The organism is Congregibacter litoralis KT71, assembly GCF_000153125.2.
In the GTDB taxonomy this organism is placed as follows: domain Bacteria; phylum Pseudomonadota; class Gammaproteobacteria; order Pseudomonadales; family Halieaceae; genus Congregibacter; species Congregibacter litoralis.
The window spans coordinates 1,525,250-1,550,831 of record NZ_CM002299.1; the positions used below are offsets into that span (position 1 = coordinate 1,525,250).

Here is a 25,582-nt window from a genome sequence, read left to right on the forward strand (position 1 = left end):
GGGCAGCTTCTCCGTCTTTTTGGACGCAGCGCGCGTCCGCCGCAGGTCCCTCGGGGCCTCATGTTGATGGCGCGGGATTCAGTCGAAGACCCCCAGCATCCGTGCCGAATTTTTTGCGGCTGTGCCTGTCAATGGCGTTCCAGAGCGCGATGGCAGCGTCGCGGTGGGGCAGGGCATCGCCACCACCGTAGGCGTGTTCCAAAAAGCATTCGAGAGCGCGCCCCGGGATGTCCGAATCATGAGCCTCATCGCCAGACGCTCCTGCCGGGAGATCCAGAGCATCCCGGAGCGAACCCGGCGATTGCCCTGTTTTTACCGCGTGTTGTGGCCGCAACGCTGATGCGTGGCCCAGGTTGTCGTAGAGCAGTTGGAGGCAGCGAGAGCTATCTTCCTGCCCCAGGGCCCTGAGATAACGTCGGTAACGCTCCCTCCTTGCCCTCCTGGCGACGAGCGTCCTGCGTATTCGGATTGCGACTGGGGTTTTGCGCGCGCTCCATAGAATCGCCAGGATCGTGAGGAGGAGTAGGGCAGGAATCACAACTTTCGTGTTTAACAAAGATGCCTGCGCATCCTCCCGGGTGTCCGACGCCGCCGGGGCAGCGGCCGTCACCTCAATATCAAAGGGCGGTAGCGACAGCTGCTCAAACTCGCCGCTTGTCGTGTTAAACCAGGCGTACTCCAGTCCCGGAAGCTGGTAACTTCCCGGCGCCTCAAAGGTCACCACGAGGGTCTCTTCCCGTCTGCCCGTAAGGGCACCACGATCGCTTTGATCCGCAACGGTGGCGGGGGCCGCGTAGAGCGACAGGCCTTCAACGTCGTCAATCTTTGAGCCCACGAGCATCATCGCCGGCGCATCCTTCACCATGAACCGACGCGTACGCGTGATGGCATCACCGGGGAGGTAACTCTCGAGGGTGCCTGCCCAGTTTTCTGCAACGGTCAGTGATGGGGTTGCTATCCAGTCTTTAAACTCGTCGGCGCCCGGCGGAGCGACGATCAGGACCGGAGCTGCGTAAAGGAGGCGCTCTCCCTCCACGGTGCCTTCTTCGGTATTGACGGAAGCAAAGACCCGCAGGGAGGGTAGCTCCAGGCTCCCGGCTTCCCGCGGAAACACGCGAAAGCGCCACTGTTGCACACTCCAGGTCTCGCCGTTGATGCGACGGGAGCTATTGTTGGCAAAGTTGGATACGGGACGCACTACGGCGCCCGGGATACGAAAATCACGGACCCGGGTGCCGCGACTGAACCAGCGCGCCGTGGCGACTTCTACGACCAGTACGAAAGGCGCGCGCTGATAGAGTGTCCCTTCGGTAGTGATATCCACGGTCATCTGCAGTTGATCGTCGGCGATGAGCTTATCAAGGGTCGTAGCGCCATGGCTAAAACCTGCGCAGAATCCCAGGATGATCAGGGTGGCCAGGAACTGCCCCAGGGCAGACCCGAGGCGGGGTAGGCGCTGTAAGCCGCAGGGCATCACTGTTCCCCCTCACGCCGGCGAAGCTGCAGGGCAAACTTGGTGCTCAAAAACTCCGAGGGGTTTCTTTGTACCTGCCTGAGCCACATCTCCGTCAGCCCCGGATCCTCCAGAAGCTGCTTCGCCGTGAATTGCTCGCGCTCGACATTAGTCAGCCGGTCGTCGCCCTCGGAAGAGCGGGGGCCGTCATCGTCATCCGAGGACATATCGCCGGATTCTGATACCTGACTTTCAGACAGCTCCCGGTTGGCATCAATGAGCGCCTGAACAATCGGAATGTTCACGGCGGGAGCCGGGTGCTCAGGATAACGCTCCGCCAGTTCCTCATATGCGTCTCTGGCGTCGAGATACTCCCGGGCCTGGGCAAGGGCGTTGCCCCGTGCGAGAAGGGACTCCGCGTCCTGGTACTGGGAAAAGTACTGGGCCGCCGCATCAAAGTCCTGGGCGGCGTAGAGACTCATCCCGCGCCATCGCGGATTGTCAAAGCTGCGCGCCGCTCGCTCATAGTCGCCGTAGGCAAACCACAGGCGACCCTGTTGGTCCGGGGTCAGCCATAAGTCCAGGAACCGTCCGGGATTGGCGAGGGACCACAGGAGCCCCAGGGCGATCAGGAGCAGAAGGCCCTTCCGGGAGAGTAACTGACGCGCCCTGCTGGGGAGACTGCTTACCATCGGAGGACCCAGCCTGCGCGGAACCAGAGCAGAAACAGCAGCATGATAGGGGGCAGAAAATAAATGCCCCCATCAATCCATGGACGGGCGCTGTCTTCACTGAGTTGGTAATGCCGGTTGATGCGTCGGGTGAGATTGCGAAGGTCCCTGTCGTCGACGCTGACGGCCTCGTAGTAGCCCTTACCCGCGTCGCTGATAGCCTTTAACTGCGACTCCTGCAGGGGTTGTGCCCGTGCTGCCAGGCCCCGGGCGGCATCTCGGTCCAGCTGTTCCTGCGTTTTACCCATGCCCCAGACCAGGAGCTGTGTGTCGCTGTTCTCAGCCCATGCTGCAAAGGCCGGCACGGACTGGTTGTTTGCACCGTCCGTCACTATGAGAAGACTTCCGCCATGACCCTGCTCCGCCAGCAAGCGCTCTGCGATGGGGAGCACCTCCTCCGGTGCTTTTCCGCGGCGGGGCAACATACCCACCTTCAGGGCATCGAGATAATGGAGCAGCATGTTGGAATCGTCGCTCAGGGGGAGCACCGTGTGAGCGCTACCCGCGTAGGCAATCAGGGCAGTGTAGGCATCGCCCCGGGCTTCGGCGAGCTTGAGAACTTTGTCCCGGGCGCGCTGTAACCGACTGGGTTGCAGGTCGCTTTCGTTCATGGACGTGGAGAGATCGATGGCAATGATCAGTGCCGCAGCATCCTGGGCAAAGGGCGATTCCCCCCGTTGCCAGCTGGGTCCTGCTACTGCGAACGCGACCAGCGGGCCGAGAACGATGGATACCCAGAGCGGCGAGAACAGGCGTCGCTGACTTCCGGGGACAATCATGGCGGGGAGCAAGTGGGAGGCAATGACCGGCGCCCATTGCCTGCCCAGATCGCTGCGGCGCCACTGGATCATGCTGAGTACCGCAAAGGGCAGCATTAAGAGCAGCCAGGAGGGCCGCAAAAAATGAAACTGTGCCAGAAACGACCCGTCAAGCATGCACGGACTCCTGACGGCGTAAGCTCAGCAACGCGAACAGCGGTAAGGCGAGGAGGTACAGCGCTGCAAATAACCCAAGAGGAATATGAAAGAGACTGCTCCGGGGGCGATAGGACAGGGAGTCGTACTTTGCGGGCTCCAGGCGGTTAATTTCGTCGTAGGCCTTTTCCAGAGCCTGGGTATCCAGCGCCTGAAAACTGGCGCCCCCGGTAGTTTCGGCCACGGCGTTGAGGGTTTCTAGATCCAGGGCTTCCTCTCCGATGGTCGCAGGGTCGCCCACGGCGACGGTGTAAATCGTTACATCGTTCGCCGCGGCAATGGTCGCCGCATCCCTGGGCGGCACCCGGGATCCCGTGTCGTTACCGTCCGTCAGCACAATAAGCACGCGGTTGGTGGTGTCCGAAGCCTGAAAGATGGAAATCGCTAAACCAATGGCATCGCCCAGGGCGGTGCTCTGTCCCGCCATGGCCACTTCGCTCTCCTCGAGGAGGGTTTGCCAGGTTTCCCTGTCGTCGGTAAAGGGCGCCTGGAGGTAGGCGGCATTGCCGAAGACTATGAGTCCAAGGCGATCGCCTTCCCGCTGCGCCGCAAAACCTTCCAGTACATCTTTAGCCGCAGTCAGGCGGTTTTGCTCATGCCCCTCTGCATCCCGGAAGTCCCGGGCGTCCATGGATCCCGAGAGATCAAGGGCAAGCATCAGGTCCCGTGCAGACTTTTCGATATTGATGGGATCGCCCACCCATTCGGGGCGCGCAGCAGCGAGGACCAGGAGGCACCATCCCAGGATGCTGACAATCCCCTGCATGCGTCGCCGGCGCAGGACGCTGGCGCCGGAGCGGGGCGTTTCTCCGCTGAGCAGTACCAGACGCTGAAAATAGGGAACCTGCAGAGAATCCTGGCTTTCCCGGTGGGGCGGTGTCAGCCAGCGCACCAGCAAGGGCAGGGCGAGGAGGGCGAAGGCCCAGGGGAGAGTGAATTCAATCATGGGCACCCTTATTGGCACTCTCATTGGCTCTCTCATGGACTGTTATCCACTCGCGGAGTTGCTCAAACAGGCCGTCGATCTTATCGGGTGTATGGGAGAGAGGTCCGTAGGCAAGGGCATTAAGCGTCGCAACGGGCAGAGGCGCCAAGCGGGGGGCCAGCTGATGGAGCATCTCCTCCCAGTCCTTGCCCCTCAGGGCGGCAATGCTGTCTCTGTTGCTGCTGTCCACTGCTGCCAGGGCCGTGGCGCGCAGGAGGGGAGCGAGCTCCCGGAGACAGTCCTTGTCACCCCCTTTGACTCGGGCCTCGACAGAAGCCAGAGCGGCCTGGGCTTCCCGACGATAGGCATTTCTCAAAAATCGCTGCCAGCGTACCCAGGCGCCCCAGGCGACGCTGCCAACGATGAGGCCAAGGAGCAACCACCATCCCGGGGTCTCGGGTACAAGGGACACGGGTTCCGGCAGGGAGGTCTCGATGATGCCGCGGATTGCATAGTTGCCCCAGCCGGGACCAAACACTTCGGTCATCGGCGCGCCCCCAGAGCTTTGAGCAGCTGGTTGACGGGGTCTTCGGCACAGCTCACGGAAATCAGCGGCAAGCCATAGCGCTTCAGGATGTTCAGCATGTGGCCTACGTGGGCGTTGTAGCTATCGCGGAAGCGTTCATCGAGCTGCGCGCGATTTCCCGACACGGCAATCTGCATTTCTCCATCGGAGACAATGAGCTCGTCCAGCCGTGGCAGCTCGATCTCCGCGGGATCAAAAATATTGATGACGATGACGTCGTTGTGCATGCTCATCTTCTTGAGGAGTTCATCACTGCGATCGTCCCAGCCAAAGCCGTCGCCGATGTAGATAACCAGTGCGTCATGGGAGAGCCCACGGGCAAGATTGTCCATGGCGATATTGAGCTGCGACGCCTTGGATGTCTGGCCTGCGGCGAGCGCCGCGTTACTCTCAGCGAGGCGCGACAGCAGCTCCATGACACTTTCGCGGCTGCGACGGGGGGGAATGCTGTAGCAGTCATGATCATCAAAGATGAGTCCGCCCAAACGGTCGTTTGACGCGATGACCCGCCAGGCCGCCAGGGCGGCCACTTCGGCGGCCACGACAGACTTCATGGCCCGTTGGCTGCCAAAAAACATGCTGACGCGCTGATCCACCAGCAGATGGACGCGGCGCTCGCGCTCCTCCGTGTAGACGCGCACATGGGGCTTCCCCGTGCGATTGGTGACCTTCCAGTCCATGCTGCGGATATCGTCACCGGGTCGGTAGTGGCGCAGCTCCTCAAAATTCAGGCCTCTGCCGCGCAGACGGGAGCCGTGACGGCCGCTGAGGATGCTCTGCACCGGTTGTCGTGGCAGGAAAGAAAAACCCCTGGCCTGAAATTCCAGGGCCCGCAGATGGGCCAGGCTGGCCGCGATTCGGTTATCCGGAGCCGACGGCTGTTCCTTGGGTGAAAACCACGGCATCAGTGTCTGCTCAGGCCGCGGCCACCTGACGAAGGAGTTCGTCGATAACGGCGTGACTATCCACGGACTCTGCCAGGGCGTCATAGCTGAGTATCATGCGATGGCACAAAACAGAGTGGGCGACGGTGCGCACGTCTTCGGGATCCACGTAATCCCGACCGCACAGCCAGGCGTTGGCCCGGGCGCACTTGTCCAGCGCGATACTGGCCCGGGGGCTGGACCCCACGCGAATCCACTCCTTGAGACGTGAGTCGGGATAACGGGCGGGATCGCGGGTGGCCATAACCAGGGCAACAATGTATTTGTCGATGTTGGGCGACACGGTGATCGCGGACAAGGCTTCCCGGGCCTGAAAAACCAGGTCCTGGGAGAGGCGGGGCTCCTCGGTGCCGCTGTCGCTGTTTTCTTCACCACGCACCAGACGGATAATGCTTTCTTCGGCGTCGTCATCGGGATAATCAACGCTGATCTTCATGATGAAGCGGTCCATCTGCGCTTCGGGCAGGGGGTAGGTGCCTTCCTGCTCGATGGGGTTCTGGGTGGCGAGGACCATGAACAGCGGCGGCAGGGTGTAGCTCTTTCCCGCTACCGTCACCGTGCGCTCCTCCATGGCTTCCAGCAGGGCGGCCTGCACCTTCGCCGGCGCTCGGTTGATTTCATCTGCCAACACCACATTGTTGAACACGGGGCCTTGCTGAAACCGCAGTTCCTGATGTCCGTCGACTTCCTGATAAATTTCCGTCCCCGTAACGTCCGAGGGGAGAAGATCGGGGGTGAACTGAATGCGCCCGAGGCTGGCGTCCAGCACCCGGGCCAGGGTTCGCACGGAACGTGTTTTGGCTGTACCGGGGAGCCCCTCGAGGAGCACGTTACCGTTGGTGAGCAATGCGATGATCAGCGTGCGGACCACATCCTCCTGTCCGATGACCGCGCGATTGATGGCCGCGTCGAGTTCCACAAAGGCGTTGTGCAGGTCACTGCTCATGGGTGTGATCCGGTGTTGAAGTGCCCCTAAGTCTCACAGACCGGCGGGACAAAAAAAAGCCCTCCGAGAGGAGGGCTTTTCCAGGTGCTTGTCGCGCCGGGGAGAGTGCTTAGAACTTGTAGGCTACCCGCGCCTGGAAGTTCCGGCTCAGCTCCGGCAACACGATCTGCGATCCGAAGAGATCCGGGAAGTTGGATCGGAAGTAGCGCTCATCGGTCAGGTTCTTCGCATTGAGCTGGAAGGTCCAGGACTCGGTCTCGTACACAAGGCCTGCGTTGAGCAATGTGTAGGAGGGCAGGATAACCGCACCGGATGATCCCGACGGCGTTTCGTCGACGCTGATAACACTGCCGCTGATGGCCAGATTATCGTTGAAGGAGTAGGTGCCCGTGAGCGTGTAGATGTTCTCGGGGATACCTGCACGACGGCCGTCAGGCGATGTGGGGATACCGATGATCTGGCCACCAAAGACCAGGGTCGGATCGATCTGGGGAATATCGTCCGCGCCATAAAAACCGAACTGGCCGCCGTTTTCCTCAGCCTCAACGATGATGACCTCCATGTTGGTCCAACCGCCGGTCACAACCAGATCTTCGTTGACCACCCAGCGCAGCTCTGCCTCGATACCTTCCGTGCGGCTGGTGGGGTTGGTGACGATCGCCTGAGCGTTGAAATCCACACGCTCCTGCTCGTAATAGTTCACGGCGAAGTACAGGGAGTCATCAAGGAAGCTTCCCTTCAGGCCCACTTCCCAGAGATCCGACGTGTCGGTCCAGGAACCGCTGGCCACCTGCGCCGTGGGAAGGTCGCCCACCTGACCGGCAATCAGCGTTGCCTGCTCTGCGATGGTGAAGTAGGGCGTCAAACCGAACTCCGTGGTCCAGTTGATACTGGCGGACCAGGACAGCAGGTCCTCGGAGTCTGAGGCTTCAGGAATCGCACCGTCGGGGAACAGCAGCAGCTCCACGGGGGTGCTGACATCCGTTTCTACATAGTCCTGACGGATACCCAGGGTGACGGCGATGCCGTTGTCAAAGCTGAAATCACCCAGGAACGCCAGACCGTACATGGTGTAGTCACCGCTCTGATACTCCGAGTAGTCATCGTTGATCTGCGTCGCAAGGAGCCGGGTATCCAGGGAGGGATCGCGCTCGGCATTGGACTGGCTCAGATCGCGGCGGTCAAAGTACTCGTTGATGAAGTCCTGACCCCGGAGAAAGTCCGTATAGCGGATCGACGGCGAGAACTGTAGATCGGCGGTCATGGAGCCAATGTCTTTGGTGAAGGCAAAGACCAGCTTGTCTTCGATCATGTCGACCTCACCAAACTGGGAGAAGCCGTAGGCGTTCTCGTTGATGTTGTCGATGGTTTCGTAGAACAGCTTGTTGGTGATGCTGAAGCCGCTATCAGTTTCGTACACAAAATCGAGGTACAGGCTGAGGACCTGATTATCGAGGGTGTCGTTAGGGTCCACGAGAACATTGCTCTCGTCTAGCTGTGTCGTGCCGGTGTTTACGAGGGCCATCTCGGGAATTACGCTGGAATCGTCAACAAACTCCGGGCGGAAAACAAAATTGGACAGAGGGCCAGAGGTCGCACCGTATTCCTGGTGGGATATTTTGCCGTCACCATCGGTATCCAGGGGGGTGGCCTGCCCGGTAATGTAAGTGCCGTTATCGATAAGGTCCTGGGTGAGGCGGTTCCAACCGGCAACCTGGTTACCATCATAATCGTGGTACATACCACCAAACTGCATCACCAGCTTGTCGTTGATGTCGACGTCAAAGGACGCCTGAATGATGTTCTGCTTGGTTTCCGTGTTGTCATAAAAGCTGTCGGAATCTTCCAACTCACCATAGAGGTAGTAGCCCATGCGATCGTTGATGGGGCCACCGATTTCCGCGGTGACCACGTTGCGGTTCCAGCTGCCGGTTTCGTAGGAGACGGCACCGGTGGTTTCGCTAAGGTAATCACCGGATTCGGCACGTGCTGATTTGGGGTTGAAGTTCAGGTAACCACCGATTTTGGCGGGACCGTAGATGGGTGATGCGGGGCCTCGCACAATGTCGATACGGTCAGAAGCACCAATGGGCGTGGGATAGTTGCCCGGGTTATCAATGCGGCGCATGCCCCGGAAGTAAGTCTCACCCGCGGTGCCACGAACATCCAGCGAGCCGGCCACACCAAAGAAGGACTGGGTGAAGGTACCCGGGGCGAAGGCTACCAGCTCATCGATGTCGGTGATGTTGAAGCGTTCAAGCTGCTCCTCACTGATGGTAGACGCGGAACGGGGAGTCTCCAGCAATGACTTACCGAAGCCAAAAATCTGCACGTCCTCGCCGGGCAGAGAGCCCAGGGATCCCGTCACGACAACCTCTTCGATGGACTGCGCCTGGTTGCCCTGCGCCTGGGCAAGGGGCACGGCGGCGATGATCGCGGCTATGGACGCTGCCAGGGGCAGCCTGCGGGTGGTGAATGTCTTCATGAACTCTCCTCAAATACATGATGCTGTCAGGCGGCATGGGCTGCGAGACACTGCTTTATTACCGATGGGGCACTACTCCAAAAAGTAGTGCACGATTGATGCCAATACCAAGGCCATTTGTTGCCAAAAATATCGTTATATTTATCAGTGACTTAGCGGGGCTGCCGGGGCTGGAATATCGCTATATTCCGCCTAAGCAGCCCGTTGTTTTGCTCCACGGAGCCATCGTGCACCGAGATGGTGCGCCACCTTGGCAGGGCCGTCAATTGCCGAGGGCGCGGATTATTACCGCTTCGGTGCGGACTCCCGGCTCAGGGCTTCGATATAGCTGCGGTGTTGCGGGTAGGTCGCCAGGAGTTCGGCCGTTACGCCCAGGGTCATATCTCCGTAATCAAAGCCCGGACTCACGGCCTCACTGATAAGACCGTAACCCTGCTCTACACCCGTGAGCCGCGATGCCTTCCACACGCCTCCCGGCACGGTCATCTGCAGCAGTTGGCCTTTACGGGGATCGGCGCCCATGACACGGGTTTCCATTTCACCGTCCGGATGGATCAGCACGTACTCGATGGGGTCGCCAAGATGGAAATAATGGACGATGTCCGAGCGGTTTTGATGAAAGTGACCGATGGGCCCCTCGGCGGTGAGGAGATAATAGATCGAGGTCATGCTGAAACGTTCAGCGCCATCACTGTCTACGCGCGGCTGGTTTGTGGCCTCGTAGGTGCGGCGATAAAAGCCGCCTTCGACATGACCCTTCAGGTCGAGACTCTCGATGAGCGTCTGGGCGTCGATGGGTGCCTCCTCAGCCATGCCCGACGAGGTCACGACAGTGGCCATCGTTAAAAGCGCGGCCAACAATGTTCCGGTTCCCGATCTGCACATGCCGACAGTGCGTCCTCTGCGGCTCCGGATCATAAAAGCAGGGATCATCGTTAAGACTCCTCATAGCGATTCGCTGTCTCAGGGATGCTGTGGTGGGGAATGTTGCACAGGCTGGTGGGGGTAGTAATGCTCGTGCCAGTGACGCGCGATGTCGACGCGCCGACACAGCCAGGCGTCATCATGCTGCTGCACATAATCAAGAAACCGCTGGAGCGCTAAAAATCGCCCGGGCCGCCCCGCAAGGCGGCAGTGGAGACCGATGTTGAGAAGCTTGGGCTGCTCAGCACCCTCGGCGTAGAGCACGTCGAAGCTGTCTCGGAGGTAGTTGAAAAACTGCTCGCCATCCGCGAAGCCCTGAGCGCTGGAAAAGCGCATGTCGTTACTGTCAAGGGTGTAGGGGATTATCAGATGAGCGCCGTCGCCCCCCTTAATCCAATAAGGCAGATCGTCTGCGTAGGAGTCGGAGTCGTAGAGAAATCCCTCATGCTCCAGCAGCAGTGAGCGCGTATTGGGGCTGTCCCGGCCGGTGTACCAACCCAGGGGGCGTTCGCCCGTGAGTTCTGTGTGCCAGTCGATGGCCCGGCGCATGTGTTCGCGCTCCACATCTTCGGGCACCTCCTGGTAGTTGATCCAGCGCAGGCCGTGACAGGCAATCTCCCAGTCGGCTTCCCCCATCGCGGCGACCGCCTCGGGATTTCTTGCCATGGCCATGGTGACGCCAAACACCGTAACGGGCACCTCGCGTTGAGTGAACAAGCGGTAGAGGCGCCAGAAGCCCGCGCGGCTGCCGTATTCATAGAGGGACTCCATGCTCATATGGCGATCGGCGTAGGCGCTGGGGTTAAACATTTCCGATAGAAAAACCTCGGAGCCGTCGTCGCCGTGGAGCACGGAATTCTCACCGCCTTCCTCGTAATTCACAACGAATTGCACGGCAATGCGCTTTCCGCCGGGGAGAGAAAATTCAGGAGGATGCTGGCCGTAACCAAGCATATCTCTAGGGTAGGGTGATTTGGGGTCCACAAAGCATTCCGGCGCAAGGCTGAGCCCTAAGGATGCATGGGCGGTGGGAAAGCGGCAAGGGTTGATGGCCACGGCTTGGCTCAAACGCTCGTTTCGCGGCCGCGCCCTCTTTTGGGTGTCGTTTTGCTCTATTTTGGTGCGTTGCTCTATGGCGTGCGGACCAAAGGCGTGCCTCAGATTGGCGCCGGGCCCGCCGGGCCCGTCAGTGCTTGCGGAACGGAGTCGTGGTCAGCTTCAGGGTTTGTGGCATCGAACTTGCGTTGCGAGAGGCCCCCAACTGACGGATGATGCTCAGCCTTGGGGGCAATGAGAGAGCGGGAGTTATGCGGGTCATCACTAAATACAGCGACTCAACAGTGGATACGGCAGCCATCAGCCAAGGCCGGGCGCATGGCCGACGTCTCCGAATCCACGATTTATTTGCCGTGGTGGTGATGCTCTTTACCCTGTGCAGTGGCGCAGGGCATGCTGCTCTGCCCGAGGCTTCCGATGACATGTCCGCGTGGTTTGAAGCTTTTAAGGGCGAGGCCAGCGACGAGGAACTCTATCGTTTTCTCTACGCCATGCCCAAAGGTGGCGACCTTCACAATCATTTGTCGGGCTCCATTCGCTCCGAATGGTTTTACGAACTCGCGCTCGCGCAGCAAAAAAACGGCTACCGCTACTACACGCGGGTGAAGATCAACAATTGCCGGCCCTATGGCAGCAATGCATTTACCGAAACTCCCTACCTCATGCTGTTTGTCAACGTGCAGGAGAGTAACTACGAGACCCTCAGTGCCTGTGAGAAAGAGGAATATCTTCCCCTGGACGAACTCAACGCCGAGGAAAAAGAAGCCTGGTTGGATAGTCTGCGCCTCGATAAAGCCCATGAGGGCCGGGATGAATTTTTTCAAACACACTGGCAACGCATGGGCGATCTGTACTTTAACCCCCATCTTGCCGCCGATGCCCTCGTAATGAATATGCAGAAATTCGGTGCTGAGGGCCTGCTGTACATGGAAAGCATGATCGGTGTGTTTGGCTTCATCGACCCCGGTGGGCAGGCCCTGACCCCCGATGATGTGGCCCGGATTTATCGCGCGCGCCTACAGGACGATGATGCGCTGGCGACGGGTGTCGAAGTTCGGCTCCAAACCACGATTCTGCGCTTTTTGCCCGATGCCGATGAGCATCTGCGCTATCTCTACGATTTTACAAGCCGGCACAATGACCTCTTTGTCGCGGTGAACATGGTGGGGCGGGAGGACAACGACAAAGGCTACCCCTTGCGGTTTCTTGAGACCCTGCGGGATCTGCGCCGCAGCTATAACAATGTGCGCCTGTCTATCCATGCGGGGGAGGTGGACGAACCCAACAGTCATGTGAGCGATACCCTGCTTCTGGGGGCTGATCGCATAGGTCACGGCGTCAACCTCATCAGTGACCCCGACACCATGCGCCTGATGCGCAACGGCGCTTATCTCGTGGAGATCAACCTGGTGTCGAATCTGCTTTTGGAATACGTCCGGGACTACAGCGAGCACCCCTTTCCCGAGTACCTGCGCACGGACATCCCCGTGGCCCTGTCCACAGATGACCGGGGTATGTGGGACAGTAATCTTACGGATGAATTCTATGTGGCCGTGAAGGAGTTCAATCTCAGCTGGGACGAGTTGCTGCTCCTGTCCCGGAATTCCATCGCCCACGGGTTTCTGCCAGAGGTCAGGAAAGCGGAGCTGCTGGCCTTGTTTGCCGCGCGAATCGATGACTTCGCCCGGCAGATAGCCGCGAAGCCCGCCGCTGCCCTGTCATCGGAGGCCGAGAGCTATGGATTTATCTGCGACCGCTACGAGCTTTGTGAGTGGTAGAGTTATCCCCCTTTTTTTAAAACTATCGACGTCATAACCGAGAGGATCTCCATGCGAAACATGCTCGCCCTGATGTGCTTACCCCTTCTGAGCCTGGTGCTCAGCGCCTGTGGTGGTGAAGCGTCTGCTCCAAGCGTTGCAAAGGTGGATACCACGCCCGAGCCCATACCTGTGAAAGTGGTGGTCGTCACCATGTTTGAAATTGGCGAGGACAGCGGTGATCAGGCCGCGGAGTTCCAGCTGTGGAATGAGCGTCGCAATCTCGATCAGGTGTTCGAGTTCGGTGCTCATCACGATCTGCATTTCGACAGCGAGAATAGTGTGTTGGTCATGGTGACCGGTATCGGCACGGCGAAATCCACCGCATCGACCATGATGCTGGGTATGGATCCCCGTTTTGATCTGAGCAAGGCCTATTGGCTGGTGGCGGGCATCGCCGGTATCGACCCCGAAGATGCGTCCATCGGTAGCGCCGCCTGGGCGGAATATCTGGTGGACGGCGACCTCGCCCATGAGATCGATCCCCGGGAAATGCCCGAGGACTGGAAGTACGGTTACATTGCGCGAAACACCAAAAAGCCCTTTGACGAGAACAAGCCCGAGCCCACGGGGGAAATGTTTCGAACCAATCCGGCGCTCACGGAGTGGGCCTATCAGCTAACGAAAGATATTGAGCTGCCCGATTTTGAGTCCCTGGACGAAACCCGCCAGCTTTACACCAATTACCCTAACGCCCAGCGGCCTCCGTTTGTGCTCAAGGGTGATCACCTGGCGGCTATGACCTTCTGGCACGGCACTTTGCTGAATGACTGGGCGAACGATTGGGTCGATTACTGGAGTGACGGTAATGGCAACTTTGTGACCTCGGCGATGGAAGATACGGGCACCATGCAGTCCCTCGCCTGGCTGACCAACGCGGGGCGGGCAGATCGGGATCGGATGATGGTGCTGCGCACAGGCAGCAATTACACCTTGCCGCCGCCGGGTGTAGATGCAGCGACCAATCTCCTGTCGGAGAACGAGGGCTATGCCGGACTGGATGCCTCCCTGGAATCTGCCTACATCGTTGGCTCAAAAGTTATCGACACGATTGTCGAGGGCTGGGACGTATACCGTGATCGCACGCCAACGCCCGAGGATCTTTCCGCTCCCTAGGCGCTGACTCCGGGCATGCTCTCGGATCTTCCAGCGCTGCTTCCGGCGTTGTTAGGGGCCGGTGTCCTCGCAGGACTGCTTGCGGGCCTCCTCGGTATTGGCGGCGGCCTGATCATCGTGCCGGTGCTCTTTGAGGTCTTTCTCCTTCAGGGGGTGCCCAAGGCATCGGCGATGCTTCTTGCCACGGGTACGTCCCTCGCCGTGATTGTGCCCACGGCTATGAGTTCCTCCCTGTCCCACTGGCGCCGGGGTAACGTCGACGGCGCTATTCTTTTTCGCTGGTTCCCAGCGATGCTCGCGGCGGTGGTGTTTGGCGCCTGGCTGGCGCCATCGCTGCCGGCGGAACCCCTGATCGGGCTGTTTGCGGTGTTTGCGCTGTCCTTAGGGTTTTTGAAGCTGTCTGGCGGTGACGGTGCGGGGGATGGCAAGCTAGGTGTGGAAGGTCCCGACGAAGAGAACATCCCGATGCTTCCCGCGGCCTATCTGCAGCTGGGCATCGCCGCTGCCATCGGCTTTGTCTGCGTGCTCCTTGGCGTGGGGGCAGGGACCCTTGGCGTTGCGGTGATGACCCTGTTCCACGTGCCCATGCACCGTGCGGTGGGAACCGCGGCCGTATTGGGTCTGGTCATTGCGGCCCCGGGGGTCTTGGTGGCCCTGTGTCATGTGGTGCCTGCGGGCGCACCGGTTTACAGCATCGGTCATGTCAGCGTGCCGGGGTTTCTCAGCATTGCGCCCCTGGCTATTCTCATGGCACCCCTGGGTGTGCGCATTGGCGCAGCCCTGTCCGCGCGACGTTTGCAGCAACTCTTTGCAGGCTTCCTGCTGGCGGTCGGACTGCGTATGCTGTCCCGCCTGTTTCTTTAGTATTGAAAGCGCATCTCGAGGCTTATCCCATGAATTCCGTTGAGTTTTTAAGTTTTTCCGCGCGCGCCGTCGTCAGAGTGCTCGCCGTACTAGGGGTGTTGTATGTGACGCCCGGTCTTGCTGGCGAGCGCCTGCCGGTAAAAGTGGTGGTGCTCAGCATGTTTGAAAATGGCGAGCCCACCGGGGATAAGCCGGGGGAATTACAGCTGTGGTTGGAGCGTAACCCGGGTTTGCGGGAAATGCCTTTTGCCCTCGGGGAGTACTCACTGTACTACGACGACAAAGGCCTGCTTGTGGCCTGCCTCGGCGGTGGGATACCCAACGCCACGGCGTCAACCATGGCTCTGGGTCTTGACGAACGTTTTGATCTTACGAAGGCCTACTGGCTCATCGCCGGCATCGCCGGGGGCGACCCGGAGGATCTTTCCCTGGGCTCCGCCGCCTGGGCCAATGCGGTGGTCGATGGCGATCTGGTATATGAGATTGATGCCCGGGAGATTCCCGAGGACTGGCCCTACGGTTTTATTCCCCTCGGGGCGTCAAAACCTGCGGATGGCCCCCAGGATGTTTCTACCGGCTGGACTCTCGATACCATCAGTTTTGCCCTCGACAGCGGTCTCAGCGAATGGGCGTACCAGTTGACGCGTAACACGCCGCTCATGGACACGGAGGCGATGCAGGCCTTTCGCAAAGAGTTCACTAACTATCCTCTGGCGCAGCGTCCCCCGTTTGTGACCCGGGGAGACACGCTTTCGGCGAGCACCTACTGGCACGGTGAGAAACTCAATGAATGGGCAAACGACTGGCTGAAGGTCTACGCGGGTGAGTCGGCAGAATTCATGACTTCGAATATGGAGGATTCCGGGACATTGACGGCGCTTCACCGTCTCGGACGCATCGATCGCGTGGATCCCCGGCGGGTACTGATCCTGCGTACGGCGAGTAATTACACCATGCCACCCAGGGGCAGGAGCGCGGCCTGGAGCACCACGGCGGATTATCCCGACGGTGGTCTGGGTGCTCTGGAAACTGCCCAGCGCGTGGGACAACCCGTGGTGGACGCTCTTCTTGGGGGCTGGGACGTGTACGAAGATCAGCTGCCATCTGCCCCGGCCCGTATTCCCGTGGTGTTCGATACGGACATGGCGATTGATGACTGGGCGGCGCTGCTGTTCCTGGCACGGCATCCGGGGGTTGAGCTTCTGGCGGTGACCGTTGCCGCCAGTGGTGAAGCCCATTGCGAACCGGGCACCCGTAATGCTCTCGCGCTCCTGGACCTCGTTAACCCCCACAACGCGATACCTGTGTCCTGTGGCGACGCCTATCCTCTGGACGGCTATTTCGTGTTTCCCGTGCCCTGGCAAAAGGATATGGATACGCTGTCGGGGGTTCCCATTACGCCCAGCCTGCGCGAGCCCGATGGGCGTCATGCGGTTGAGCTCCTGCATGATGTCCATGCGGCGGCCGATAAGCCTGTGACTGTTCTGGCGACGGGGCCCCTGACCAATATTGCCCAGTGGCTGGAACGGTACCCCGAAGACCCGGCCAAGACCGAACGCCTCGTGATCATGGGCGGGGCCCTGGATGCGCCGGGCAATATCATCGTGCCGGGTTTTACCGACGATAATCCCAACACTCGGGCCGAGTGGAACATCTATGTCGATGCACTTGCCGCCGACAAGGTGCTGCGCTCGGACCTGGCGATGGAGTTGGTGGGACTGGATGTGACCAATCACGTGAAGGTCACGCCGGCGTTTGCCGCCGCGTTTAAAACCCGCGTGGACAATCCGGCTGCCGCTTTTTGGGATGCGGTGCTTGATGCCAACACCTGGTTTATTGATTCTGGCGAGTACTATTTCTGGGATGTGCTCGCGGCCCTGGCGGTGATTGATCGCGAGCGTTTCTGTGACGGTGAAATGCTGGCCCTGGGCGCGACGTATGAGGAGACGGAGGAACCCTGGTGGGCGACCTCGGATAAATCCATGCCGGATAGCAATTGGCAGGGTGCGCCGCGACGCCATTTTGCAGCGGAAACCGCCGGCGTCATCGAGCGGCGGGAGGGCGCAAAAAATACGCTCTTTTGCAGAGATACCGATCCCGAGGCCGCTTTCCGGCTTTTCATCGATACCTTAACGGCCAGGCCCCTGAGCAGTGGAGATAAGTAAGTGAGTAACGTGACAAACGATAGCTATGGCCCCGTCACCCGGTGGCTGGCTGCAATGCCCAAGGCAGAGCTGCATCTGCACATTGATGGCAGTCTGCGCGCTCCGCGTCTTCTGCAGCTTGCGGCCAAGCACGGCGTGTCCCTGCCATACGCTTCCGTGGAGGAGGTGGAGGCGGCGTACAACTTCAGCGATCTTCAGAGTTTCCTGGATCTTTACTATCTGGGGGCATCGGTACTCCGTGACGCCGAGGATTTTTATTTTCTGATGCAGGACTACCTCGAGGTCTGCCGTGTCCAGAACATCGTGCACTGCGAAATTATGGTTGAGCCCCAAACTTACCTACCCCAGGGCGTGGAGCTGTCCGTGGTGCTTGAGGGCTTTGATAAAGCCATTGCTGAGGCGAAAAGCGGCTGGGGGCAATCCGTGGGTCTCATTCTGAGTTTTCTGCGTCACCTGCCCGAGGCTGACGCCCTCGCTATGTTGGAAGCGGCGGATCCCTATCGGGAACACTTTTGCGCCATCGGTCTGGCAAGCGCCGAGCGAGACTTTCCCCCGGCAAATTTCCAAACCCTGTACCGCGAGGCAAAAAAACGCGGTTATGAACTCACGGCTCATGCGGGGGAGGAGGGGCCTGCAAGCTTTATCCGGGACGCCCTGCAACTTCTCAAGGTGACGCGCATCGACCATGGTGTGCGGGCCGTAGACGATGCCGATCTCCTCCAGCAGCTGGCGGCGGATCGCGTGCCCCTCACCGTCTGCCCTCTGTCCAATGTGCGTCTCTGTGTTTACGACAGCCTCTCGGAGCACCGAATTTTTGATTTACTGGAACAAGGCCTGTGCATCACAGTGAATTCCGACGACCCCGCTTACTTCGGTGGTGATTTGCTGGAGAATTTCGCCGCCCTTGAATCGGAGCTCGACATGAGCCGCGAGCAGGCTGTGATGCTCGTGCGCAACGGCTTCGAAGCGGCATTTCTCCCCAGCGACGCAAAACTGGCCCTCGACGAACAACTTAAGGACTATCTTGCGCGCCACCCCTGAGTCCCGAAGTTTCAGAGCTGTCGGTGTCGCAGGTCTCCTGGTCTGCTGCACGGTGCTGGGTTTGGCGGGCACGGATCTGGTGCTGCCCGCGGTGCCGGGTCTCCCGGACTATCTGGGCGGGAGCATAGCTCAGGCGCAGTTTGTGCTGGCGACCTTCGCGGCGGGGACCGGTATCGGTCTCCTGCTCTTTGGTGAGCTGGGATCTTTTCTTGATCACCGCAAAATGCTCGTAAGCTCTTTGCTGGCCTATGGGTTCTTGTCCGGCGCCGCGGCTATGGCACCGAACCTTGAACTGCTCATTGCCCTGCGCTTTTTGCAGGGGGTGGCAGCGTCCTGCGCCGCGGTTGTGACACCGGGGATGGTCAGGGCGCTGTTTGATGAGCAGGGCGCTCTCCGGGCCCTGGGCGCGCTGGGCAGCATCGAGTCTCTGGCACCGGCTATCGCACCAATTATCGGGGTGTGGTTGCTCAGTGCCTATGGATGGTCTGCATCCTTCTGGGTGACCGCAATGCTTGCGGTGGGTCTCAGTGTGCTGGTGGCCGTATCAGGGCGCTACGTTCCCGCCGTATCTGGCAACCCTTCGCGACTGGGTTACTGGTTACTTGTGCGCAATGCCGTGTTCCAGCGCTACGCCCTGAGTCAGGGCTTGAGTCTGGGTTCGCTCCTCGCCTTTGTGTTTGCCATGCCCACGGTTTACGTCGTTGCCTTCGGGGGTGAAATACAGCAGTTCATTGTGATGCAGCTTCTGGGTATCTCGACCTACATTGTCGCTGCGAATCTCTCCAGTCGTCTCGTGCGGCGTTTTGGTGCCGAGCGGACGATCTACGGCGGCAGCATCCTCGCCTTTGGAGGCAGTATCCTGATGCTTGCCTATGGGCTTTTGGGAGGACGGGAGCCCTGGGTGATCTGGGCGCTGTTTCTGCCCTTCAATATGGGTTTCGGTTTTCGGGGGCCGCCCGGTTTTTATCGATCCCTCCAGGCATCTGATGGTGATGACGCCCGCGCATCAGCCCTGGTGATCCTTTATGTCATGTTGATTACCGCCGCTGCCACGGCCCTGATCTCTCCCTTCGTGGCCAGTGGTCTGTGGCCCGCGGCATTGGCCGCCTGCCTGCTCGGCGCCTTATCTCTCGTGATACTGCCGTTGCTGCCAGCCCTGCCCGAGGACACATAGCAGCCGGCGAAGGAAACGTAGAAGTCAGGGCGTTTGGTTTAGCCGCCAATCATAGGCGAGAAACTCGATATCGATGTCGCCCTTTTCAAGCTGTACCAGCTGTTGAGAACTGAGATTCAGAGCGCCCGCGTAGCGTGCGAGAAACAGTTCAAGGCTCTCAGCGCCACGCCAACCCTGCTCAAAATCGTCGCGGTACCATTTGAATATCGATGAGATCTCAAGCTCGTCACCGCGGAGGCGGTTGCGGCTGGGATCGCCAAGAAAGCTGCGGGTTTGTTCCTCGAGTTGGCTGTCCAACACCTCTCCACGATAAGCCTCCCTACGCAGGGCAGGGCAGCCGATACTCGCGCAATTCACTGCAAAGTGAATACGGGGATCGTCGAAACGACCGGGCTCCCGGATCATGCCGTGCTCAATATCATCCAGGCTCACGATGCCGCCAAGGAGGGGGATAAACGATTTCTTCCAGGGAGAGAGGAGCAGGCTTCCCAGGTCTCGAATAGAGTCGACACCCGGCCAGTTGTTGAGGATCAGTTTTACGGTCCAGGCATTGTAGGCGTTGATGAGAAAGGCCAGCTGCCTGTGGTCGTTTAGGCCCAGGAGTTCATCCTTGCTGACAGCCTTGAGGGCATGGAGATAGCCGTCGAGCGCGCTCTCTTTTGAAGCGAAACAGTCGTAGTTGACAGCGGTGCTGTAACCGTCCTCTGTGTCCTCTACACAGCTCTGAAGGAGCGTGTTCCAGCTTGCGTGAAGGACATCGTCAGGGGCTTCTGCCCTCGAGGGCGTAGGGATAAGCATGAGACTGCATAGGAATCCGGCTACCACAGCGCTCAAAGCACCTGCGGAGCGCCTTCTGTATTTAGCGTGGCGTCTTGCGTTTTGAATGGAAGCTGCTTCGGCAGTTTCCCGGGGCGCTACACCCTCGTTGTTTTTTGTCGTCATCAACCACATCCACCACCACTCGGTGCTCGTTTGATCTCCATTTCCACTTTTGGTTCAAAACTACCCTCAAAGAGCCGAGGATTAGGGTCTGACGCGGGGTGACGATCACCGAGGGCCAGCCGTGGCGCTACCGGCGGCGCCGACGGGTTGGTGAAGCGCCTCAACCAGCCCTCGGCACCCCCATCGAGAATGTAGAGATTGGGCACACTCTCAGCGCGTAGTGCTCGCCAAGGTTGCTCCATATCGTCACCCGTCCGGCCGATGAGCACAAAAACCGTGTTAGCTGGCATGGCGATGAGTTCTGCCGCCAATTCAGGGAGGGGGCTGCCCGCCAGATGACGGGCATCGCGGATATGAAATCGGTTGAATTCAAATTCGCCACGCAGGTCCAACAGCTGGACCCGGAGGGCGTCATCATGAAGGAGCGAGAGCACTTCCAGAGGATCAACATGCACCTCCCGATGATCCAGGCGTAACTGTTCTACCGAGGCAATGCGCTCCCAGCGCTCGGCACTGCCGGGCTGACCGTTTAAAGCCACCAGCACAGCGCCCAGGATCAATAGTGCACCAGCACCGTAACGCCATCTGGGTGCTTGGGCGCGCGGGATCTTGCCGACACGCTCCTCCAGCCATTCCGCGCCGGCGAAAACCCCGATGGCGCCCAGTACGATGACCACCGTGAGAGTGCCTTCAGTCAGCCCGGTGCTGTCACTGAGAGTGATACGACCTAAAAAACTGCTGTTAAAAAAATGTTCATAAAAGCCGATGGTCTCTCCAAAAAGCGCTATTCCGAAGAGCGCGCCCAGGACAAAGAAAATGCCGTCGACCTTCAACGTAGCTGCCGCAACCAAAGAAGTCCCGGGGCAGAAACCTCCGATGATGAATCCGACGCCCATGACGAAACCACCGACGATCCCGGGCCAGATATAGGTGGGTGGCACCCAGAGCAGGTTGTAATCCAGGAGGCCGGCACCGCTGGCTGCGAACACGAGCGTCATGGCCGTAACGATGGCCGTGAACATAACCTTGAGCACCGTGAGCTCCTGAAAGTAAAACTGCGCTGCCAGTTTTCGCGAGTTCCCAAAGCCCGATGACTCCAGTACCCAGCCAAAGGCAAAACCGATAACTGCGTAGATAAAAAATGCCTGCCCGGTGCCGAGGCTGGCGATAACATTAAGAGGAAAATCAGTCATGGGCCCAGCCTCAATTCCAGGTCTTTCGGAAGCTATAGGCCAGGAGGTAAGCGCCCCCGAACACGCCGATCATCATCAGCCAACTACCCGTGGACATGACGGCTCCGCCCGACAGTATCTGACCCGAGGTACACCCCCGGGCCAGGCGAGCGCCATAGCCCATAAGGGCGCCACCGATGAAGGCGAGTATCCAGCGTGTGCCCTTGCCGATCTGCGGACCTTTGTTGGTTTCCCAGTGGGAACGTCCGGACAGCAGTCCCGAGGCAAAGCCGCCAGCGATGGTTCCGATGGTGAGATAGACAATCCAGTTTTTTAAGGGGTTGAGTTCGCCGCCGGCCATTTTTAGCAGGTAGGGGACCTGATCAACGTGCTCAGGCATCAATGCATCCTGGACCCAGACCAGGAGACGATTCATACCCCCCGAGGCCCCCAGTCCACTGCCCGTGATCAGGTAGGCGATGAACAGCACGACGCCCAACATGATGCCGCCAAGGTAGGGGTTCCAGTAGGGTTTCCCCGTGCTGGGCGTTACGGGAAATCGTGCGCTCATAGCGTGTCGCCTCCTGCGGATTCCTCGACGTCTTCCCAGCCCTCGAGCATGGCCTGAATGCCAGACAATGGTTTTGGACCGGAGGTCGTCGTCAGGTAAATATGCATGATGAGAAAAGCAGCAAAGAGCCAGGCCATGAAGCTATGCAAGGGTCCGAGGACTGCCAGTCCACCCAGAGCCGTGGTCTGGGATGGCCAGTGCTGTGCTCCCCACATGAGAATGCCTGTGACAATCTGCGCCGGCAGCAGGGTATTGAGCAAGCCAAAGTAGGTGATCTGCTGTAAAGGATTCAGCTTATGCTGAGCATCTTTTGCGAAGGGATGAGGGTCGCCGCGGAAAATGCCCCGGGTGTAGTAGCGCGCCTGAAGAAACATGCGACCGAAGAGATCGCTGGTGCCCGGTAGATATTGCCGTACTTCGCCACTGGCGAGGTGGTAAAAAGCGGCGAGGATCGCGTTAACAAGCAGGATCAGTCCGACGAGATTGTGCAGGGCAACCATGTAAGCGAAGTTCAGGAAACCGAAGAGATAGGGCTTGTGGATTGCGGCTCCGGTAACCAGGAGAATGAGAATCGCCGTGGCTTGAAGCCAGTGCCAGAATCGCTCATAGACACCGTACATGTAGACGCGCTTCCGGGCTTCTCCGGTCACGCCTCGCCGCCGGGAAGCCAGAAACCTTGCAACGCCGTGGAGAAGTACCGCGGCAAGCGTGCCTGCAGCGATAAGCATCCCTATGCGGTCTGCCCAGGCAAGCTGCTTAGCACCGAGCATGTAGCGTGAGGCGCTTTCGGGATGGCTTCGCGCCTGGAGCTCTCCGCCCACGTGCTCGAAGGCGGGGGCGGCGACCTCCGCAGGTGCAACGAAGACAGGCGGGTCTGACGTTGGGGATTCCCCCAGGCTAAGCAGGCTCTCCGTGAGGCCCTCGGGCCAGTGGCAGGTCGCGCAATCGCGGTGGGCGGCGTCACGAACAACGCCATGGTTCTGAGGTACCGCGAGAACGCTTGTTTTTTGCTCGGAGGATTCCTCGAAGTTCACAGCAATCAGGTTAAAGGGTGCCAGTTTGTCTCCCTTGGCTAGCAATACCGGTGTGAACCCCCGCACCAGGCCCTGCTCATCGCGCCCTCGGAATGTTGCGTAGGCGCTGTCAAGATCAATGCTTTCCAAAGCAGCCCCAAATAGTTCCGGGATGTGGCAACTCTCGCAGGCGAGAGCCGACATGTGTCGCTGGGTAAAGGGTAGCCAGCTGTGGCCGGCGCCACTGCGATGGCAGTCATCACACTGCAAAGTGGTGCTCAGGGAATGATCAGGGTCATGGAGGTAGCCACGAATGGAAACATCTCTCGGGTCCTGTTTCAGGTGAGTCTCCTTCAACGCTGCTCCCACGGTCCTGATGCCCGGGCGGTTGCCAGCCCGGTGGCAATCGCTGCAAACCATGCCCCGGGCGAGATGGATGTCGAAGGGGTCGCTCCGCGCCGCCTTGTCAGTGACGTTTATTGCACTCGCGTTTATGCCTTGTCCGCTGAAGAGTGCGCCGCTGAAGTTCGCGCTGTCCGCAGGGGCAAATGTCTCCCCCGGAGCGAATTCCTGCCGATTGTGGAGAACGATTTCTCCGTGGCAGTCGCTACAGGCCTCGGGGTTCCGCCCGGATTGAATGCCTGCTCCGTTGATCAGCCCCCCGTCACCGAGGCTCAACGTGCCTCCATGGCACTGCGTGCAGCTGCTGGTGAGATCCCGCCGCAGTGTTTGTTGTCCGATGCGATGGCGAAGAACAGTTTCTCTGGTGAGCGTTCTGGGACTCTGGCGGTGAGCAAGGGAAAGACTGTCTGCAATGCTTGCGCTGTCGTGACAGTTGTCACAGCTTTTCAGTTCTGACGCCTTTGACAGATCAGTGACCACCTGGCCCTGCGCGTCGCGCAGAGGGAAGTCGGGGTGTATCGAATCGAATTTGCGCTTACTGTCGTTGCGAGTAGCAGCAGGGTAGCAAAGGCGGCTTGTTTCATGGCCTTGCTTCCGGGGGCGTCGGACGGGGAGCCATGTTCCCACGCCCGCCCCAGCGGACGGGGTCGCCGGGATAACCAAGGGACTGCCAGTCGAGACGGCCTTTCCCTTCTTCGCCGTGACAATCAATACATTGAAGAGCCTGTTCCTTCGGGGCCACCATGTGGGTCTGGGGCCAGTACATAGAGGTATCTGTAAATCCGTAGTCGCCGCTGTACGCCAGGCCCGTGTGTTGTGAACCGCTGCGCAGGGCACGATCCCAGTCGAAATTTTTCCAGAATCCCCGAGGACCGCTGGTTTCCGGTTGGAGGAGATAGCGGTTCAAGCGGTCATAGACTTGGGAGGCCCGATGCACTTTGAAAGGCCAGATACGCGCCTCCGGGTCCTCGATGCTTCCCAGAGGAGCATTCAGTGCGGTGACCTCGTTGGGATCTATGGGGTCGCCCAAAATGTAACGACTGGCCTTGCCGTTGAACCACATATAGCTGGGCTTCAGCTGCTGTTCATAGGCAAAGCTGCCCTTGATGCGCAGATATTGATGATCATCTTCCTCCCGGGATTCGTCACCGGCGGTAGACCAGTCCCAATGGGTCTTTGTTGCACGACGACGGGCGGTCTCCGGAATATGGCAAGTCTGGCAGGCCAGGGCGCCTCCATGACTGTTCAGGCGACGTTCCCGGTGAGGAGCACGGTCATGACAATCGGTGCAGTGGATCTGGTTTTCATTGTCCATGGATACGGATGTGGAGCGTCCCGCTATCTGGTGATCCCTGGTCCGATGACAATCCGTACATACAAAATCGAAGCGACCCATGTGCACATCAACATTCTCGCTGGGGTAGAAAAGAGAGGAATCAAGGTCCCCGTGCTTCACTGCATCACCGCCGCCACCATTGAAGTGGCAGCTGCCGCAGTTGTTGCGACCGGGCTTGCCGACGCTCATGGCGACCTCCCGCAGATCCACCCCGTCCACGGGAAGCCCGGCGTTGCCCTTTACATAGGTCCCTGAGCCGTCGTGGCACACGAGGCAATCGATGTTTTCAGTCGCGTCAAAGTCATAGCTGGCATCGGTCCAGCCGTAGCCGGCATGGCAGGCGGTGCAACTGGCCCAGTTGCCCTGGATACCGATACAGAAATTGTTGATGACATTGCGCTTACCGCCTGAGACGGGCTCGCTGCGGCCGGCGACGGCAACCGGCGGACGGTCCCAGGTCCAGTGAGAGGAATGACGAAGGTCCTGATCGACACCGTCATGGCATTCCAGACAGCGTGCCGTGACTGCCTGGGGAGATGCAAAGCTTTGATCCAGGAGCGCGGTGTGCTCAACGCCCGGCAACCGCCCGGGCACAGAGTCCCAGGGCGAATCACCGGTGACAGAGGGCGGTGAAAACACCCAGAAAAGGGGTAGCAGTATCACAGCCGCGATACCTGCCCATATCCAAAGCCAGCGTAGGGAACGGGCACTCATGGAATATGCGGTTCTCCAAGGGGTTAAACATACCAAACTAGCATTCGGCCAATGACTTGTATTGATATAGGTCAGTATTCGGGGCAGTTGCACACTTCTGACAGCGCAAAAGACTCTGCAGCCTGTGCTGCGGGATGATTTCTATGCCTCTTCTGCCGGATTTTGGTGGGAGCGTGGGTATTTTGCTTTTTGAGATGTTCGATCCGTGGCACTCTAGCTCGTCCTCCAGAT

At 59.4% G+C, this 25,582-nt stretch carries 21 protein-coding genes; 6 read left to right on the top strand and 15 right to left on the bottom strand.

Annotated elements, in window-relative coordinates; all coding sequences use genetic code 11:
- Window positions 1-58: 58 nt before the first annotated feature.
- The 10 genes from KT71_RS06975 to puuE all read right to left on the bottom strand — a co-directional run bounded on the left by KT71_RS06975 (window position 59) and on the right by puuE (window position 11,024).
- On the bottom strand, window positions 59-1,474 hold the full coding sequence (locus tag KT71_RS06975; RefSeq protein ID WP_023659388.1) for a BatD family protein: 1,416 nt from the start codon (window positions 1,472-1,474) through the stop codon (window positions 59-61).
- Window positions 1,474-2,145: a hypothetical protein gene (locus KT71_RS06980; protein ID WP_008296145.1), complete on the bottom strand. Its 672-nt coding sequence runs from the start codon at window positions 2,143-2,145 to the stop codon at window positions 1,474-1,476. The genes KT71_RS06975 and KT71_RS06980 overlap by 1 nt, the downstream gene beginning before the upstream one ends.
- Window positions 2,139-3,119, bottom strand: coding sequence for a vWA domain-containing protein (locus KT71_RS06985; RefSeq protein ID WP_008296144.1), 981 nt, complete (start codon window positions 3,117-3,119; stop codon window positions 2,139-2,141). The genes KT71_RS06980 and KT71_RS06985 overlap by 7 nt, the downstream gene beginning before the upstream one ends.
- A complete protein-coding gene (locus tag KT71_RS06990) occupies window positions 3,112-4,104 on the bottom strand; it encodes a vWA domain-containing protein (RefSeq protein WP_008296143.1) in 993 nt (330 codons plus the stop codon). Before KT71_RS06990 ends, KT71_RS06985 begins: the two co-directional genes overlap by 8 nt.
- The gene (locus tag KT71_RS06995) at window positions 4,097-4,630 is read right to left on the bottom strand and encodes a DUF4381 domain-containing protein (RefSeq protein WP_008296142.1); all 534 of its coding nucleotides are present in this window, start codon (window positions 4,628-4,630) and stop codon (window positions 4,097-4,099) included. Before KT71_RS06995 ends, KT71_RS06990 begins: the two co-directional genes overlap by 8 nt.
- Window positions 4,627-5,574, bottom strand: coding sequence for a DUF58 domain-containing protein (locus KT71_RS07000; protein WP_008296141.1), 948 nt, complete (start codon window positions 5,572-5,574; stop codon window positions 4,627-4,629). The genes KT71_RS06995 and KT71_RS07000 overlap by 4 nt, the downstream gene beginning before the upstream one ends.
- 10 nt (window positions 5,575-5,584) lie before the next feature.
- Complete coding sequence (locus tag KT71_RS07005) at window positions 5,585-6,559, bottom strand: AAA family ATPase (RefSeq protein ID WP_008296140.1); 975 nt, start codon at window positions 6,557-6,559, stop codon at window positions 5,585-5,587.
- A gap of 109 nt (window positions 6,560-6,668) precedes the next feature.
- Window positions 6,669-9,044, bottom strand: coding sequence for a TonB-dependent siderophore receptor (locus KT71_RS07010; protein WP_008296139.1), 2,376 nt, complete (start codon window positions 9,042-9,044; stop codon window positions 6,669-6,671).
- A gap of 285 nt (window positions 9,045-9,329) precedes the next feature.
- Complete coding sequence (locus KT71_RS07015) at window positions 9,330-9,902, bottom strand: cupin domain-containing protein (protein ID WP_238549460.1); 573 nt, start codon at window positions 9,900-9,902, stop codon at window positions 9,330-9,332.
- A gap of 105 nt (window positions 9,903-10,007) precedes the next feature.
- A complete protein-coding gene (gene puuE / locus KT71_RS07020; RefSeq protein ID WP_023659390.1) occupies window positions 10,008-11,024 on the bottom strand; it encodes an allantoinase PuuE in 1,017 nt (338 codons plus the stop codon).
- A gap of 251 nt (window positions 11,025-11,275) precedes the next feature.
- Here puuE and KT71_RS07025 point away from each other — a divergent pair, with 251 nt between their 5' ends.
- The 6 genes from KT71_RS07025 to KT71_RS07050 are packed head-to-tail and all read left to right on the top strand — an operon-like array spanning window position 11,276 to window position 19,201.
- Window positions 11,276-12,802, top strand: a complete 1,527-nt coding sequence (locus KT71_RS07025) for an adenosine deaminase family protein (protein WP_084566966.1) — start codon at window positions 11,276-11,278, stop codon at window positions 12,800-12,802.
- Window positions 12,803-12,853: 51 nt separating this feature from the next.
- On the top strand, window positions 12,854-13,957 hold the full coding sequence (locus KT71_RS07030) for a purine nucleoside permease (protein ID WP_008296134.1): 1,104 nt from the start codon (window positions 12,854-12,856) through the stop codon (window positions 13,955-13,957).
- A 15-nt stretch (window positions 13,958-13,972) separates the two neighbouring features.
- Window positions 13,973-14,821, top strand: coding sequence for a sulfite exporter TauE/SafE family protein (locus tag KT71_RS07035; protein ID WP_008296133.1), 849 nt, complete (start codon window positions 13,973-13,975; stop codon window positions 14,819-14,821).
- Between the two features lie 29 nt (window positions 14,822-14,850).
- Entirely contained in the window at window positions 14,851-16,986 is a 2,136-nt protein-coding gene (locus KT71_RS07040; RefSeq protein ID WP_023659391.1) for a nucleoside hydrolase, read from the top strand.
- Window positions 16,987-18,027 carry an adenosine deaminase gene (locus tag KT71_RS07045; protein ID WP_008296131.1) on the top strand — a complete coding sequence of 347 codons (1,041 nt, stop codon included), beginning with the start codon at window positions 16,987-16,989 and terminating at the stop codon, window positions 18,025-18,027.
- The gene (locus KT71_RS07050; protein ID WP_023659392.1) at window positions 18,011-19,201 is read left to right on the top strand and encodes an MFS transporter; all 1,191 of its coding nucleotides are present in this window, start codon (window positions 18,011-18,013) and stop codon (window positions 19,199-19,201) included. The genes KT71_RS07045 and KT71_RS07050 overlap by 17 nt, the downstream gene beginning before the upstream one ends.
- 24 nt (window positions 19,202-19,225) lie before the next feature.
- Here KT71_RS07050 and KT71_RS07055 read toward each other — a convergent pair whose 3' ends face one another.
- The 5 genes from KT71_RS07055 to KT71_RS07080 form a co-directional block, all read right to left on the bottom strand.
- Complete coding sequence (locus KT71_RS07055) at window positions 19,226-20,143, bottom strand: DUF547 domain-containing protein (protein WP_202962397.1); 918 nt, start codon at window positions 20,141-20,143, stop codon at window positions 19,226-19,228.
- Window positions 20,143-21,336, bottom strand: coding sequence for a rhodanese-like domain-containing protein (locus KT71_RS07060; RefSeq protein ID WP_008296128.1), 1,194 nt, complete (start codon window positions 21,334-21,336; stop codon window positions 20,143-20,145). Before KT71_RS07060 ends, KT71_RS07055 begins: the two co-directional genes overlap by 1 nt.
- Window positions 21,337-21,346: 10 nt before the next feature.
- Window positions 21,347-21,886, bottom strand: a complete 540-nt coding sequence (locus KT71_RS07065; protein ID WP_008296127.1) for a YeeE/YedE thiosulfate transporter family protein — start codon at window positions 21,884-21,886, stop codon at window positions 21,347-21,349.
- Complete coding sequence (locus KT71_RS19670) at window positions 21,883-23,781, bottom strand: cytochrome b/b6 domain-containing protein (protein WP_152025187.1); 1,899 nt, start codon at window positions 23,779-23,781, stop codon at window positions 21,883-21,885. The genes KT71_RS07065 and KT71_RS19670 overlap by 4 nt, the downstream gene beginning before the upstream one ends.
- A 100-nt stretch (window positions 23,782-23,881) precedes the next feature.
- On the bottom strand, window positions 23,882-25,351 hold the full coding sequence (locus tag KT71_RS07080) for a tetrathionate reductase family octaheme c-type cytochrome (RefSeq protein WP_008296124.1): 1,470 nt from the start codon (window positions 25,349-25,351) through the stop codon (window positions 23,882-23,884).
- Between the last annotated feature and the right edge of the window lie 231 nt (window positions 25,352-25,582).